The 13237-nt window shown below is 58.8% G+C and carries 17 protein-coding genes; 14 read left to right on the top strand and 3 right to left on the bottom strand.

What is annotated here, in order from left to right:
• Both LCM21_RS05675 and LCM21_RS05670 read left to right on the top strand, forming a co-directional pair.
• Positions 1-100, top strand: a 100-nt coding sequence (locus LCM21_RS05675) for an EF-Tu C-terminal domain-related protein (RefSeq protein WP_216602326.1), incomplete at its 5' end; no start/stop codon positions are given.
• A gap of 172 nt (positions 101-272) precedes the next feature.
• Positions 273-845 carry a carboxymuconolactone decarboxylase family protein gene (locus LCM21_RS05670; protein WP_224889695.1) on the top strand — a complete coding sequence of 191 codons (573 nt, stop codon included), beginning with the start codon at positions 273-275 and terminating at the stop codon, positions 843-845.
• 121 nt (positions 846-966) lie between these two features.
• On the opposite strand, the gene rpe is transcribed toward LCM21_RS05670, so the two are convergent.
• Complete coding sequence (gene rpe, locus LCM21_RS05665; protein WP_224889694.1) at positions 967-1656, bottom strand: ribulose-phosphate 3-epimerase; 690 nt, start codon at positions 1654-1656, stop codon at positions 967-969.
• 163 nt (positions 1657-1819) lie between these two features.
• On the opposite strand from rpe, the gene phnC reads away from it, so the two are divergent.
• From phnC to LCM21_RS05640, 5 genes are all read left to right on the top strand, one after another.
• The gene (gene phnC / locus LCM21_RS05660; protein WP_068337855.1) at positions 1820-2641 is read left to right on the top strand and encodes a phosphonate ABC transporter ATP-binding protein; all 822 of its coding nucleotides are present in this window, start codon (positions 1820-1822) and stop codon (positions 2639-2641) included.
• Between the two features lie 64 nt (positions 2642-2705).
• Positions 2706-3608 (top strand): phosphonate ABC transporter substrate-binding protein, encoded by a 903-nt coding sequence (gene phnD / locus LCM21_RS05655; protein ID WP_224889693.1) that lies wholly within the window; start codon positions 2706-2708, stop codon positions 3606-3608.
• A gap of 67 nt (positions 3609-3675) precedes the next feature.
• The gene (gene phnE, locus LCM21_RS05650; protein ID WP_224889692.1) at positions 3676-4557 is read left to right on the top strand and encodes a phosphonate ABC transporter, permease protein PhnE; all 882 of its coding nucleotides are present in this window, start codon (positions 3676-3678) and stop codon (positions 4555-4557) included.
• Positions 4554-5921, top strand: a complete 1368-nt coding sequence (gene phnE, locus LCM21_RS05645) for a phosphonate ABC transporter, permease protein PhnE (protein WP_224889691.1) — start codon at positions 4554-4556, stop codon at positions 5919-5921. The genes phnE (LCM21_RS05650) and phnE (LCM21_RS05645) overlap by 4 nt, the downstream gene beginning before the upstream one ends.
• Positions 5922-5943: 22 nt before the next feature.
• Positions 5944-6558 carry an LbetaH domain-containing protein gene (locus LCM21_RS05640; protein ID WP_224889690.1) on the top strand — a complete coding sequence of 205 codons (615 nt, stop codon included), beginning with the start codon at positions 5944-5946 and terminating at the stop codon, positions 6556-6558.
• 163 nt (positions 6559-6721) lie between these two features.
• Here LCM21_RS05640 and phnF read toward each other — a convergent pair whose 3' ends face one another.
• A complete protein-coding gene (gene phnF, locus LCM21_RS05635; protein WP_224889689.1) occupies positions 6722-7432 on the bottom strand; it encodes a phosphonate metabolism transcriptional regulator PhnF in 711 nt (236 codons plus the stop codon).
• A 103-nt stretch (positions 7433-7535) separates the two neighbouring features.
• Here phnF and phnG point away from each other — a divergent pair, with 103 nt between their 5' ends.
• From phnG to phnN, 7 genes are read left to right on the top strand one after another with little or no spacing between them, the layout of a single operon-like run.
• A complete protein-coding gene (phnG, locus tag LCM21_RS05630) occupies positions 7536-7994 on the top strand; it encodes a phosphonate C-P lyase system protein PhnG (protein ID WP_224889688.1) in 459 nt (152 codons plus the stop codon).
• On the top strand, positions 7994-8569 hold the full coding sequence (gene phnH / locus LCM21_RS05625; protein ID WP_224889687.1) for a phosphonate C-P lyase system protein PhnH: 576 nt from the start codon (positions 7994-7996) through the stop codon (positions 8567-8569). Before phnG ends, phnH begins: the two co-directional genes overlap by 1 nt.
• 3 nt (positions 8570-8572) lie before the next feature.
• Positions 8573-9664: a carbon-phosphorus lyase complex subunit gene (locus LCM21_RS05620; RefSeq protein ID WP_224889686.1), complete on the top strand. Its 1092-nt coding sequence runs from the start codon at positions 8573-8575 to the stop codon at positions 9662-9664.
• Positions 9661-10521: an alpha-D-ribose 1-methylphosphonate 5-phosphate C-P-lyase PhnJ gene (locus tag LCM21_RS05615; RefSeq protein WP_224889685.1), complete on the top strand. Its 861-nt coding sequence runs from the start codon at positions 9661-9663 to the stop codon at positions 10519-10521. Before LCM21_RS05620 ends, LCM21_RS05615 begins: the two co-directional genes overlap by 4 nt.
• A complete protein-coding gene (gene phnK / locus LCM21_RS05610) occupies positions 10518-11288 on the top strand; it encodes a phosphonate C-P lyase system protein PhnK (RefSeq protein WP_224889684.1) in 771 nt (256 codons plus the stop codon). The genes LCM21_RS05615 and phnK overlap by 4 nt, the downstream gene beginning before the upstream one ends.
• An 11-nt stretch (positions 11289-11299) precedes the next feature.
• Positions 11300-11983 carry a phosphonate C-P lyase system protein PhnL gene (gene phnL, locus LCM21_RS05605; RefSeq protein ID WP_224889683.1) on the top strand — a complete coding sequence of 228 codons (684 nt, stop codon included), beginning with the start codon at positions 11300-11302 and terminating at the stop codon, positions 11981-11983.
• Positions 11980-12528 (top strand): phosphonate metabolism protein/1,5-bisphosphokinase (PRPP-forming) PhnN, encoded by a 549-nt coding sequence (gene phnN / locus LCM21_RS05600; protein WP_224889682.1) that lies wholly within the window; start codon positions 11980-11982, stop codon positions 12526-12528. The genes phnL and phnN overlap by 4 nt, the downstream gene beginning before the upstream one ends.
• On the opposite strand, the gene LCM21_RS05595 is transcribed toward phnN, so the two are convergent.
• Complete coding sequence (locus tag LCM21_RS05595; protein ID WP_224889681.1) at positions 12510-13193, bottom strand: DUF1045 domain-containing protein; 684 nt, start codon at positions 13191-13193, stop codon at positions 12510-12512. The genes phnN and LCM21_RS05595 overlap by 19 nt on opposite strands.
• Between the last annotated feature and the right edge of the window lie 44 nt (positions 13194-13237).

Here is a 13237-nt window from a genome sequence, read left to right as displayed (position 1 = left end):
GCTGATCGCCCCGATCGCGATGGAGCAGGGCCTCCGCTTCGCCATCCGCGAAGGCGGCCGCACCGTCGGCGCCGGCGTCGTGTCGAAGATCATCGAGTAATTCGCGCTAGCGAATGATCGAACGGAAAGGGCGTCCCTTGGGGCGCCCTTTTTCGTATGCCTCGTCTTGGGAATAGGCACGCGTTTTCCTACAAGAGAAATGCTGTTACTCTGCACACATTAAATGGCGACGGGATCGGAGGAGCGTCAACGTTCCCTAGATTGACGGGGTAATGATGAAGAAATTGTTCCCATCTCTATCCAAAGACGCGACGCTGGGCAGTGTATTCAGCTTGTTTCCGGGCAAGCTTGCCCCATGGTGCGAATATGAAAGCCTCGTCATGCGTGGCAAGAGCGACCTTTCCTTTGCCGAGCGTGAGTTGATCGCGGCCTACGTTTCGGGACTGAACGCATGTTCCTATTGCCACGGTGCCCATACCGTGTTCGCCCGTGCGTATGGCATTGATCCGGAACTGATTGAATTGCTTGTGGAGGATCTCAATTCAGCGCCTGTCGATCAAAGGTTCAAGCCAATCCTCGCCTATGTCGCAAAACTTACACTGTCACCTTCCCGAATGACCGAAGAGGATGCAAACGCAGTATACAGGGCGGGATGGTCTGAAGATGCGCTTTTCGATGCGATACAGGTTTGCGGGGTTTTCAATTTGGTGAACAGACTGGTTGAGGGAACAGGCATCAGCAGAGTTGGCAATGATCCCAATGATGTTGATGAACAAACGCTTGCCAAGTTTCGCAGCGAGACGTTCTACACTGACTTCGGTCGCGCCAACGGGTTGGATGTTTAAAGGTTAAGCGCGCTCTGACAGCTAAGTGGCCATTGCACCAAGTTTCTTTATCCGCGCCAAACGACAGTTGAACGCGAATTCTTAATAGCAAGCTTTGGACAAGGTGCTTGGCGTTTTAGTTTCAGGACAGTCCTGACTCAGCCGCCGCCCGCACGGCACGGATATTTTCGCCATATACTTCGGGGCTATCCACCGAGCCGCCCTTGAACACCGCAGAACCCGCAACCAGCACATCGGCACCCGCGGCTGCCACAAGCGGAGCGGTTTGCGGATCGACACCACCGTCGATTTCGATATGTACCGGACGGTCGCCAATCATCTGGCGCAGTTTGCGCACCTTGCTGGTCAGGTCGATAAACTTCTGACCGCCGAAGCCTGGGTTCACGGTCATGACGCAGACCAGATCGGTCAGATCAAGCAAGTGTTCAACTGCCTCGGCAGGGGTGCCGGGATTCAGCGCCACGCCCGCTTTCATGCCAGCGGCGCGGATGGCCTGAAGCGTTCGGTGTGTGTGCGGCCCGGCCTCGATATGCGCCGTCAGTATGTCCGCGCCGGCGTCCGCGTAAGCCTGAATATAGGGATCGACCGGGGTGATCATCAGGTGCACGTCCATGACCGTTTTCACATGCGGACGGAACGCTTTGACGGCAGGTGGTCCGAAAGTCAGGTTTGGAACGAAATGGCCGTCCATCACGTCGACATGGACCCAATCTGCGCCTTGCGCTTCGATGGCCTGAATCTCTTGCCCGAAATTCGCGAAATCGGCAGACAGGATTGATGGAGCGATCTTGATGGTGCGGTCAAAGCTCATTGCGGCCTCAGGTCAGATGACGGGTTAGGCCTGCGTATACCTGCGCCGTGCTGCAAAGGGTAGCCCCCGTAACGCGGGCTCCGTTACAAAACTTTCACTGCTCTGACACATAGCCGTTGAGCAGTGTCTGTACCCCACCGCCAACACGACTTGGGGGTGGCACGTGCTGCGCATCGAAAAACTGACCAAACGCTTCGGGGACAATGTGGCCGTAGACGCCGCGTCGCTGGATGTAGACAAACCCTGCATGATCGGGATCATCGGTCGATCGGGTGCCGGCAAATCGACGCTGTTGCGGATGATCAACCGTCTGACGGACTCCAGCGATGGGCAGATTCTGTGTGATGGCCGCGATGTCACTCGGCTGAAGGGCCGTGATAAGCGCGCCTGGCAAGCGGACTGCGCGATGATCTTCCAGCAGTTCAACCTTGTGCCACGACTGGATGTGGTTTCGAACGTGTTGCATGGCACGTTGAACCGACACTCGACGCTGGCGACCATGTTCAACCTTTTCCCGATGGAAGAAATCCACCGCGCCATCGATATTCTTGATCGCCTCGGGATCGCTGAACACGCGCCAAAGCGGGCAGAGGCCCTGTCAGGCGGTCAACAGCAACGCGTCGCGATTGCGCGTGCATTGATGCAGGATCCCAGAATCATTCTGGCCGACGAACCCATTGCCTCGTTGGACCCAATGAATGCGCAGGTGGTGATGCAGGCCTTGCGTCGCATCCACGAAGAGGATGGCCGGACAGTCATTGCCAACCTGCACACTTTGGATACAGCGCGACGCTACTGCGACCGGGTGGTTGGTATGCGCGACGGGCGCATTGTCTTTGACGGTATTCCCGAACAGCTGACCACTGGCGTCGCGCGCGAAATCTATGGGGCCGATGCCAGCTTTTCGGAAGCGGCGACATCAACCGAGATTGACACGCTGGACGCCACCCAGAAAGCGCTGATGGAAGCTGAAGCCACCATCTAGGCCCACCCACCCTTTCATCGCCCGGCCCGATGAGAGGCCGGCACATCAACCTGGAGAGAGACAGATGAAGAAACTGATTGCTGCCCTGGTGGCCACAACGGCACTGGCCACACCGGTCCCGGCCGAAGAGATAAGCGAATTCCGCATTGGAATTCTTGGAGGTGAGAACGCTCAGGATCGTTTGAACAACAACGAATGCCTGCGTCAATATACCGAGGAAGAGCTGGGTGTTGAAACCAAGCTGTTTGCTCCGGCCGATTACAACGGTGTGATCCAGGGTCTGCTGGGTGGTACAATCGATATGGCCTGGCTGGGCGCGTCGGGTTACGCGAAAACCTATCTGAGCGACCCCGAAGCTGTTGAGCCGGTTCTGGTCAAAGTGAACCTGGATGGCGGGTACGGCTATTACTCCATCGGTTTCGCCCGTAAGGACAGCGGCATCGCCTCGTTGGAAGATATGAAGGACAAGACCTTTGGCTTTGGCGATCCGAACTCAACCTCAGGCTACCTGATCCCGTCGATTGAAATTCCCCAGGCGACTGGCGCGACCATGGAGTCGGGCGACTACTTCGGTGAGGTAAAGTTCACCGGTGGTCATGAGCAGACTATCGTTGCGGTCAACAACGGCGACGTTGACGGCGGCGTGACATGGGCCGACGGTCTGGGCAATTGGGAAGACGGTTTCAACTCGGGTGCGCTGCGCCGGGCCGTTGATGCGGGTCTGGTCGATATGAACGACCTGGTCATGATCTGGCAGTCGCAGCCGATCCCGGAAGGTCCGGTTGTTCTGCGTACCGCCCTGCCTGCGGACGTGAAAGAGAAGATGACGGCCCTGATGGCCGGTCTGCATGAAAAAGACGCTGACTGCTTTTATGGCGTGGCCGCAGGCGAGGCTAAGGCGTTCGAGCCGATCACGCACGACGCTTATGAAATCATCATTGAAGCCCGCAAGCTGAAGTCCAACTAAGGCAGCGCGTGAATTGAACGGGGTCCGGTGACAAGCCGGACCCCGGTCTGCCTTTCAGGAGAATTTCATGACAGAGCTGACTGCCGGTACTCCGACCGTCGAGGATATCCGCGACGAATACACTGCGATGACGCGGCGCAAGAAGGTCTATGGTGGCATCCTCCTGATCCTTTTTGTTGTCATGATGGCTGCCGGGTTCCGGACAGCCGACAGCCGCAATGCAGGCAGCTTTATTGACGGCTGGCACCGCATTCTCGACTACCCGTCCGAGGTTCTGTCGGAAGCCTGGGAAAAAATCGCCGAGATGCCGGCGAATCTGGTCACGTTCTTTCCTGCACTTGTGGAAACCCTGAACATCGCCGCGGCGGCAACGCTGGCCGGGACGATATTGGGAACGTTTCTGGCTCTGATGTCGACGCGGGGGATGGCCTATTGGCCGTCTTTGATCCCGCTCTTCCGACGGATCTCGGACGTGTTCCGGGCGGTTCCGGAAATCGTCATCGCGTTGGTTTTGATCTTTATCCTTGGCGGTGGCCCGGTGCCTGCGATGATCGCCATCGCGATCCATACTGCTGGCGCGCTGGGCAAGCTGTTTTCCGAAGTGAACGAAAATGCCTCGTTAAAACCGGTGGAAGGGCTGCAATCGGTTGGGGCCAACTGGTCACAGCGAATGTATCTGGGCGTGATCCCGCAGGTCGGGCCGAACTATGTCAGCTATGCCTTGCTTCGCTTCGAAATCAACATCCGCGCGTCGGCGATTCTTGGTTTTGTCGGGGCCGGTGGTCTGGGCTATGAGCTGCGCAATGCCATGTCCTGGGGGCAGGGGCGGTATGACGAAGCGGCTGCCATATTCATCCTGTTGTTCGTTACAATTGTCGTCGTCGACCAGCTGTCTGGCTATCTGCGGGACCGCCTGACCCACGGGTCCGAAAAAGGAGCCTCGGCATGAGCACATTTGCAACCGACCTGACCACTGCCGAGTTGAAGGCCGAAGCGGATCGATTATTCAGCCGCAAACGGGTGATGAATTTTGGCCTGCCAGCCTTGGTATTGGTTTACCTGATCTATGTTTTCTTTGCCTTCGATGTGGTCGGGCTGGCTGCACGGGCGAATTGGGAAAACGGCAAGACGCTGGTTTCGGACAGCTACAGCTACAAAACTCATATCGAACGCGACAATCGCACGGGCGAAGTGTCTGCCGCCATCGAAGGTGAGCGCAAGGGCACCTACCCAGAAGGTGAAGCGCCCGATTGGGTTACTCTGGGCGAGACGACAGTGATTGACCTCGAAGACGGTCATATCGTGCGCTTCGGTCCGGAAACCGTAACGTATGACATTCCGGGATATGGCACCGTTCGGGCAACGCCCTCTCGTTCGGCTGGCGTACAGGCAGAACTGCCTCCGGGCGAGGTGCCGGAGTGGATCAACGTTTCGAAAAACCGTCTGGCTGTGACCACGGATGCTGGGCGCCTGACCGTGACCCGTAACCGGTCGGAGGTGTTTCGATATTTTACCGGGTGGGAGCTGTTCTGGTTCACGTTGGACAGCCCTTACTATGGCAAATCCTTCGGCGAACTTGCCGGGCTGGCCGCGAAAGGTGAGGCGGGCGCGATCTTCAATGATTTCTGGACCAATAAGATGTGGCGGCATCAGGATGTGGCCTGGGCCATTTTTGAGACGATCCTGATGGCCTTTCTGGGAACCTTCGGGGCGGCGATGGTTGCTTTGCCGCTGGCCTTTCTGGCGACGCGCAACTTCAACCCCTTAAAGTCCGTGCGGTTCGCAACGCGGCGCGTGTTTGACTTTGTCCGCGGCGTGGATGCGTTAATTTGGACTGTGGTTCTGGCGCGCGCCTTTGGCCCGGGTCCATTGACGGGTGCTCTGGCAATTCTGGTTACGGACACCGGTACATTCGGCAAGATTTTCTCGGAAGCGCTGGAGAACGTTGACCAAAAGCAGATAGAAGGCGTCCAATCGACCGGAGCAAACGCGCCTCAGCGCTATCGGTTCGGCGTGATCCCCCAGGTGACGCCGATCCTGCTGAGCCAGTTGCTGTACTTCCTTGAATCCAACACCCGCAGCGCCACCGTGATCGGTGCGATTACAGGCGGCGGGATCGGCCTGTTGCTGACGCAGGCGATCATCACGCAGAAGGACTGGGAAGAGGTCGCCTACTATATCGTCCTGATCATCTTGATGGTGATGTTGATGGACTGGTTCTCGGGCTGGCTGCGCAAAAAGCTGATTAAGGGTGAGACGGGCAAAAAACGAAAACCGGCTGATCCTGGATCCAAGCCGTTTCTGCTGCCCTGACCGACAATTAAGGACAAAGACCATGGCACGCCTGCACCCTGACCGGCCATTCATCCACCCGGATTGCCAGATCACCGGCAGCAGTTTCGGCGCATACGTGGAAATTGGCGCGGGCAGCCGGATTACAAATTCGGTTTGGGGGGATTATTCTTACTGCGACCGGACGTGTGATATTGCCAATGCAGAGATCGGGAAATTTGCCAATATCGCCAGCTACACGCGAATAGGGGCCACGGATCACCCGATGGAAAAGGCGTCCTTGCACCATTTCCTTTATCGTTCAGCGGATTATTGGGATGATGCGCAGGATGACGCGGATTGGTTCGCACATCGCGCCAGTCGCTTGGCAAAAATTGGTCACGACACATGGATCGGTCACGCGGCGATTATCAAACCCGAAGTTACAATTGGCCACGGTGCGGTGATCGCGTCCGGTGCAGTGGTCACCAAGGATGTTCCCCCGTACATGATCGTCGGCGGTGTGACCGCCAGACCAATTCGCCGCCGCTTTCCTGAAGCGGTTGTAATGCGTCTGCTTGCCTTGGCTTGGTGGGATTGGGACAACCTGCGCCTGCGCGCGGCTCTAGCTGATTTTCGCGCGTTAAGCGTCGAAGCATTCCTAGAAAAATATGAATGATCCGGCAGCAAAGTAACGGAAAAGCTCCCGCACCCGCAGGAGCCTCGGCTGCGCCGACCCTCCTTGGCGGCTTTGGGCTCGGCGCCGCGCAAAGCGCGGCGCTATGCCCAACGGGATGAGACCTCCGACAGGAGGTTGAAGACGGGCGGGAGGACGTCGAAGTTTAGTCATCGTTCAAGGTTAAAGTGACCCGGTCTCCGGCAAAGACTGCGCGGCCATACTCCACCGGCACGCCGTTCAGGTCAGCGTTGATCCCCGCAGAGAAGAGGACCGGTGCACCTTCGGTGAGATGCAGATGCAGGGCTTGTGTCGCTGTCGCGGCCCGCGCGGTCAGCCGCGTCGACACGCGTGTGTAATCAGCAACGCCACATCGTTGCAAAGCTTCGGTTACGGAATGGGTGTCTTGTAACGCAGCCAGGATGCTGGGCAAGCGATCAGCCGGGAAAACGCTTTGGAACACCCCGATGGGTTGGCCGTCGGCAAGCGACAGACCGTCATAGACATGAACCTTATCTCCGGCTTCAAGATCCAGCGCTTCTGCTTCAGCATCATCCGCTGCGCGTGTGGTCAATGAGAGTATCTTTTTACCCGGTATCTTGCCGCTTGCTGAAATGCTCTTGTGGTATCGTACGCGCTTGCCGATCGGATAGTCGGTCGGACGCGCGGTTACAAAAACACCTGCACCGCGCCGTGAGTGTACCAGCCCTTGCTCTGCGAGGTCAGACAACGCACGGCGAACGGTGTGCCGATTGACTCCGTGCTGTGCCGCCAGTTGCGCCTCGGTCGGAAGCTGGTCGCCGCTGTTGTATCTTCCCTCAGCAATGTCGGCGGTCAGGCTGAGAGCGATGCTTTTCCAGACGGGCGTTTTGCTCATGTCACCAAACTTTCACAGTATCGCGGATTGCGATTCTGCCCTCCGGGATGTAATATTTGTCTAGTTGTATAGTTAAAGTAGACAACTCAGCCAAGAGGCTTCGATGACAGATCAGACAAATATTGCGGTTGCCAAGCGGCAGGAGTGGATGGGTCTATTGGCCCGCGCCCCGGAAGGGGCGCTGATGGCGCTGTGGGATGAAATTGACACGAGTCCTGGCTATGACTGGCTTCGTCGTCCGGAAGTAGGCGGTGTGATGGTGCGTGGCCGGATCGGTGGGTCGGGTGCCCCGTTCAACCTTGGTGAGATGACAGTTACGCGATGTTCCTTGGTGCTAGGGGATGGAACTGTCGGGCATGGCCATGTGCAGGGTCGGTCGAAACGCAAGGCCGAGGCCGCGGCGTTGATTGACGCCTTGATGCAGACCAAGGCCGCCGGCGCAATCCGGGAGCGGGTGCTTGATCCGCTTGCGCAGCAAATGCAGGCCACCAAAACGGCGCGGGCCGCCAAGGCTGCGGCTACCAAGGTTGAATTCTTCACGCTGGTTCGGGGAGAGGATTGATGGCTGCGCATATCCAATTCTCAGGCGGTTTCCAAAACGCTCCCGTTGATGCGGCCCATGCCTTTAGGGCTGCTATGACAGTCATGGCACGGCCGGGCGAAATCCGTTCGGTTTCCGGCTGCCAGCCCCCGGCACCTTTGTCCGTCGCGGCGGGGACGTTGCTCCTGACGCTCTGCGATCCGGACACCAAGGTGCATTTGGCGGGTGCGACCGACGCAGATGCGGTGCGGCAATGGCTGACCTTCCACACCGGTGCGCCGCTGACCGATGCGACCGAAGCGGATTTTGCCGTTGGAACGTGGCAGGCACTGGGGCCGTTGAACCAATACCGCGTCGGAACGCCCGAATACCCTGACCGTTCAGCGACCCTGATCGTCGAATGCGAAGCGCTGCACAAGACGGGTCCCGGACTTACCGGACCGGGGATCAAGGGCACGGCGCATTTGTCGCTGCCGGATGTTCGGGCGCTTCAGACCAACGCGTCGCTTTATCCGTTGGGGTGTGACTTCTTTTTCACCTGCGGCGACAAGCTCGCAGCGTTGCCGCGCAGCACACAAATCAAGGACAGGGGATAAGCGATGTATGTGGCTGTCAAAGGTGGCGAAAAAGCCATCGAAAATGCGCATGCCTGGCTGGCTGAAGAGCGGCGGGGCGACACAGATGTCGCCGAACTCAGCATCGCGCAAATCCGTGGACAACTGAGCCTTGCGGTAAACCGGGTCATGGCCGAAGGATCGTTGTTTGACCCTGATCTGGCGGCGCTGGCGATCAAACAGGCACGCGGTGATCTGATCGAGGCGATCTTTCTAATCCGTGCCTACCGTACGACCCTGCCGCGGTTCGGGTACTCGAACCCTGTGGATACGGGTGAGATGACCTGCGATCGCCGTATCTCGGCCACCTTCAAGGATGCGCCGGGGGGGCAGGTTCTGGGCCCGACATTCGACTATACGCATCGTCTTCTGGATTTCAAACTGGCAGCTGAGGGTGAAGTTGCCCCAGCACCCGAAGGCCAGCCGCGTACGGGTTCCACTCCGCATATATCCGGGTTCCTCAAGGCTGAAGACATTCTTCAGGACGAACCTGCCAGCGACGCGGCCCCGGGCGATCTGACCCGCGAACCGATGGAGTATCCGGCCACGCGCCCGTTACGCCTGCAATCTCTGACGCGCGGGGATGAAGGGTTCGTGCTGGGCATGGCGTATTCGACCCAGCGTGGCTATGCCCGCAACCATGCCTTTGTAGGCGAGCTGCGGATCGGCAAGGTCGCGGTTGAGATGGAAATCCCCGAACTGGGCTTTGCCATCGAAATCGGTGAGGTCGAACTGACCGAATGCGAGACGGTCAACCAGTTCAAAGGCTCAAAAGTGGAACCACCGCAATTCACGCGTGGTTATGGTCTGGTGTTTGGCCAATCTGAACGCAAGTCGATTGCCATGGCGCTGGTGGACCGTGCCCTGCGCTGGAAAGAGTTGGGCGAGGACAACCTAGGTGCCCCGGCGCAGGACGAAGAGTTTGTCCTGAGCCATGCGGACAACATCCAGGCGACCGGGTTTCTCGAACATATCAAACTGCCGCATTACGTGGATTTCCAGTCTGAACTGGAACTGGTGCGTAAGCTGCGGCGCGAGGCCGAAGACCGTATCTCACCCAAGGAGGCCGCGGAATGAGCGCGTATAACTTTGCCTATCTGGATGAACAGACCAAGCGGATGATCCGTCGGGCCATACTGAAAGGTCTGGCTGTTCCGGGCTATCAGGTGCCTTTTGCCAGCCGGGAAATGCCGATGCCCTATGGCTGGGGTACTGGCGGCGTTCAGGTCTCGGCGGCGACACTGACACCGGGTGACACGTTCAAGGTGATCGACCAGGGCGCGGATGACACCACGAATGCAGTTTCGATCCGCAAGTTCTTTGAAAAGACCGCGGGGGTCGCGACCACCGAGGTAACCGAAAAGGCCACCGTCATTCAAACGCGCCACCGCATCCCCGAGGCCAAGCTGCGCGAGGATCAGATCCTCGTCTACCAAGTGCCGATCCCTGAACCCTTGCGCTTTCTAGAACCGCGCGAGACTGAAACCCGAAAGATGCACAGTCTTGAGGAATATGGTCTGATGCATGTGAAACTTTACGAAGACATCAGCCAGCACGGGGCGATTTCGACCGCCTACGCCTATCCGGTGAAGGTGTCGGGGCGCTATGTGATGGACCCGTCGCCGATCCCGAAATTCGACAACCCCAAACTGGAAATGGATGCTATCCAGCTGTTCGGTGCAGGGCGGGAACAACGGATATACGCGGTGCCGCCCCATACCAGGGTGGTGAGCCTTGATTTCGAAGACTACCCGTTCGAAGCAACCAAGGCCAACCATCCCTGCGATCTGTGTGGTGCCGAGGACAGCTATCTGGACGAGGTGATCATGGATGATGCGGGAAACCGGATGTTCGTTTGCTCTGACACCGATTATTGCCGTTCGCGCCGTCAGGCGGGCCATCAGGGACGCATGGCTACGGAGGGCGTGGCATGACGCCCTTACTGCAGGTCAAAGGGATCGAAAAGCGCTATGGCACCCGCATCGGATGCACGGGTGTTGGTTTCGATCTTTACCCCGGCGAGGTGATGGGGATCGTTGGTGAAAGCGGGTCTGGCAAGTCGACCCTGTTGAATTGCCTGGCTGGCCATCTGGAACCGGATGCAGGGCAGGTGATTTTTGACACCCGCGTTGACGGGCCAGTGGACACGGTCACCATGTCTGAGCCTGAACGCCGGATGCTGGGGCGAACAGATTGGGCCTTTGTGCATCAACATGCACGGGACGGGTTGCGCATGTCGGTCAGTGCAGGCGCCAATATTGGTGAGCGCCTAATGGCCGTGGGTGACCGCCACTATGGTGATATCCGCGACAATGCCATCGACTGGCTGGGACGCGTAGAGATTGACGGGACTCGCGTCGATGATCGCCCGACTGCATTTTCGGGCGGAATGCAGCAGCGCCTGCAGATCGCGCGCAATTTGGTCACGGGACCTCGGCTAGTGTTCATGGACGAACCAACCGGCGGGCTGGATGTATCGGTTCAGGCGCGGCTGCTGGACCTGTTGCGCGGGCTGGTGCGCGAGATGGGGCTGAGCGCGATTATCGTCACTCATGATCTGGCCGTGGTGCGCCTGCTGGCGGATCGTTTGATGGTGATGAAAGACGGCCACGTGGTCGAAAGCGGACTGACCGATCAGGTTCTGGACGATCCGCAGCACGCTTATACGCAGTTGCTGGTCTCAAGCGTGTTGCAGGTGTGAAGATGGCGGCGATGATCGAGCTGAAAGATGTGAGCAAAAGCTTTACCCTGCACAATCAGGGTAGTGCGGTGATCCCTGTGATGGAGGGCGCGTCGCTGACCGTCGCGCCGGGAGAGTGCATTGCCCTGACCGGAGCGTCCGGGGCAGGCAAGTCAACCCTGATGCGGGTGATCTATGGGAACTACCTGGCGGCGTCCGGGCAGGTTTTGGTGGGCGGGCTTGACGTGGCGCAGGCCGAGCCGCGCCAGATTCTGGCCCTGCGGCGCGAAACTCTTGGCTATGTCAGCCAGTTCCTGCGCGTTGTCCCGCGCGTGCCGACGCTTGAGGTGGTGGCTGACCCATTACTGTCACTAGGCTGCGAGCGGCAGGTGGCGCTGGAAAAAGCGGCAGCGCTGTTGGCGCGGCTGAACATCCCTGAGCACCTGTGGGGGCTGAGTCCAACGACCTTTTCGGGGGGCGAGCAGCAACGGGTGAACATAGCCCGCGGTTTCGCGCATGACTATCCCGCGATGCTACTGGATGAACCCACCGCCTCGCTGGATGTACAGAACCGTGAGACAGTGCTGTCATTGATCGAAGAGGCCAAGGCGCGCGGTGCTGCAATTGTCGGGATTTTTCACGATGTCGGCGCGCGAGACCGGGTTTGTGATCGCGAGGTCAACGTCTCTGACTTCACGCCCGGAGTGCTGGGATGAGCCTTGCTCCGGTCATAGCAATTGTTGGCCCATCAGGCGTCGGCAAGGACAGCGTGATCGAAGCGCTAGACGCGCGTGTTCCCGGTTTTCACCGGGTGCGCCGGGTCATCACGCGGCCCGAAGGCAAACAAGGCGAAGACTTTGACCGGGTGTCCGTTGAAAGCTTTCAGCAGATGGTTGCACAGGGTGCATTTGCTTTGCATTGGCCTGCGCATGGCCTGTTCTACGGTGTGCCCAAGACCGTTGAGGAGCTTAGACAGCAAGCGGATGGGGTGTTGGTGAACCTGTCGCGGTCTGTTTTGCTACAGGCGCAAGAGGTGTTCGGCGATCTGGTAGTCATCTCGCTGACTGCAACCCCCGAGGTTCTTGCGCACCGCCTGTCAGCACGCGGACGCGAAAGCACGGCCGAGCAGGCGCGGCGGATGACACGTGCAAAGGCGCGTTTGCCCGAGGGGTTGATGCGGGTCCTGGAGATCGACAATTCCGGGTCGCTGGAGTCTACGATCGATACGATCCTCGACCACCTTCAACCGGAAAGGGCATAGCGATGCAGCAGGTGAAACCGCCCATCCACGGCCTCACCCACCAACGCCAGATCATCGATCTGAAACGGCTGCGGCAGCAATGGGGCAAGCCGCGATTGCAGCGCCGCCTCAGCCGTTGTCAGCGTGGCCTTGTTCAATTTACCACTGAGCGTGATGTGAAAGCGAAACGCATCCATCACGTAAGGATAACCCCATTGCAGCAAGTTGGCGTCCTGCTGGGCGGTCAGGCCACTGGCGCGGCGCCGGTCAAGCTCGGACTGTGCAGGCGGCGCGCGAAAGCTGTCCAGCTCGCGCACGCAAGCGGCGGCCAAAGCGTTCAGCGCGGCCTCATCCCCCAGTGGGCGCAGGGCAAGGAATCGGCCAAGTCGGGCGATCGTCAGCCCGCCTTGGATCACAACGGGCTGCGAAGCTGCAACCCGCGCGCAGGCGTCGTGCAACGCCTCAACCGTCTGACCATCCCGCAGCCGGAACGGGGGTTTGATTGTCGCATGCAGACCGTATTTGCGCGGCACCTCGGTTACGGTTGCAACATCAACGCCGTCGATCACGGGATGCGCAAGGGCGGTGCCGGTCTCGATGTCCCAACCCAGCCAGCTGTTGGCGAATTGCGCCCATTCAGCCGCGTCTGGTGGCGCAAAATAGATCGCGTATCGCGTGAATGTCACATTGGCCTCCTATGCGTGGCCTTCTCAATATCTCAGACCGTGTG

The sequence above is a fragment of the Ruegeria profundi genome (genome assembly GCF_020171505.1).
Lineage (GTDB): Bacteria > Pseudomonadota > Alphaproteobacteria > Rhodobacterales > Rhodobacteraceae > Ruegeria > Ruegeria profundi.
This window is presented reverse-complemented; position numbering and strand designations above follow the sequence as displayed.

Bases quoted from the DNA above. Each gene is read 5' to 3' on its own strand.
- LCM21_RS05640 (WP_224889690.1), top strand. From the start codon at position 5,944: ATGGCACGCCTGCACCCTGACCGGCCATTCATCCACCCGGATTGCCAG.
- phnK (WP_224889684.1), top strand. From the start codon at position 10,518: ATGACGCCCTTACTGCAGGTCAAAGGGATCGAAAAGCGCTATGGCACC.
- rpe (WP_224889694.1), bottom strand. From the start codon at position 1,656: ATGAGCTTTGACCGCACCATCAAGATCGCTCCATCAATCCTGTCTGCC.
- LCM21_RS05670 (WP_224889695.1), top strand. From the start codon at position 273: ATGATGAAGAAATTGTTCCCATCTCTATCCAAAGACGCGACGCTGGGC.
- phnE (WP_224889692.1), top strand. From the start codon at position 3,676: ATGACAGAGCTGACTGCCGGTACTCCGACCGTCGAGGATATCCGCGAC.
- LCM21_RS05620 (WP_224889686.1), top strand. From the start codon at position 8,573: ATGTATGTGGCTGTCAAAGGTGGCGAAAAAGCCATCGAAAATGCGCAT.
- phnD (WP_224889693.1), top strand. From the start codon at position 2,706: ATGAAGAAACTGATTGCTGCCCTGGTGGCCACAACGGCACTGGCCACA.
- phnN (WP_224889682.1), top strand. From the start codon at position 11,980: ATGAGCCTTGCTCCGGTCATAGCAATTGTTGGCCCATCAGGCGTCGGC.
- phnH (WP_224889687.1), top strand. From the start codon at position 7,994: ATGGCTGCGCATATCCAATTCTCAGGCGGTTTCCAAAACGCTCCCGTT.
- phnL (WP_224889683.1), top strand. From the start codon at position 11,300: ATGATCGAGCTGAAAGATGTGAGCAAAAGCTTTACCCTGCACAATCAG.
- phnF (WP_224889689.1), bottom strand. From the start codon at position 7,432: ATGAGCAAAACGCCCGTCTGGAAAAGCATCGCTCTCAGCCTGACCGCC.
- phnE (WP_224889691.1), top strand. From the start codon at position 4,554: ATGAGCACATTTGCAACCGACCTGACCACTGCCGAGTTGAAGGCCGAA.
- phnG (WP_224889688.1), top strand. From the start codon at position 7,536: ATGACAGATCAGACAAATATTGCGGTTGCCAAGCGGCAGGAGTGGATG.
- LCM21_RS05615 (WP_224889685.1), top strand. From the start codon at position 9,661: ATGAGCGCGTATAACTTTGCCTATCTGGATGAACAGACCAAGCGGATG.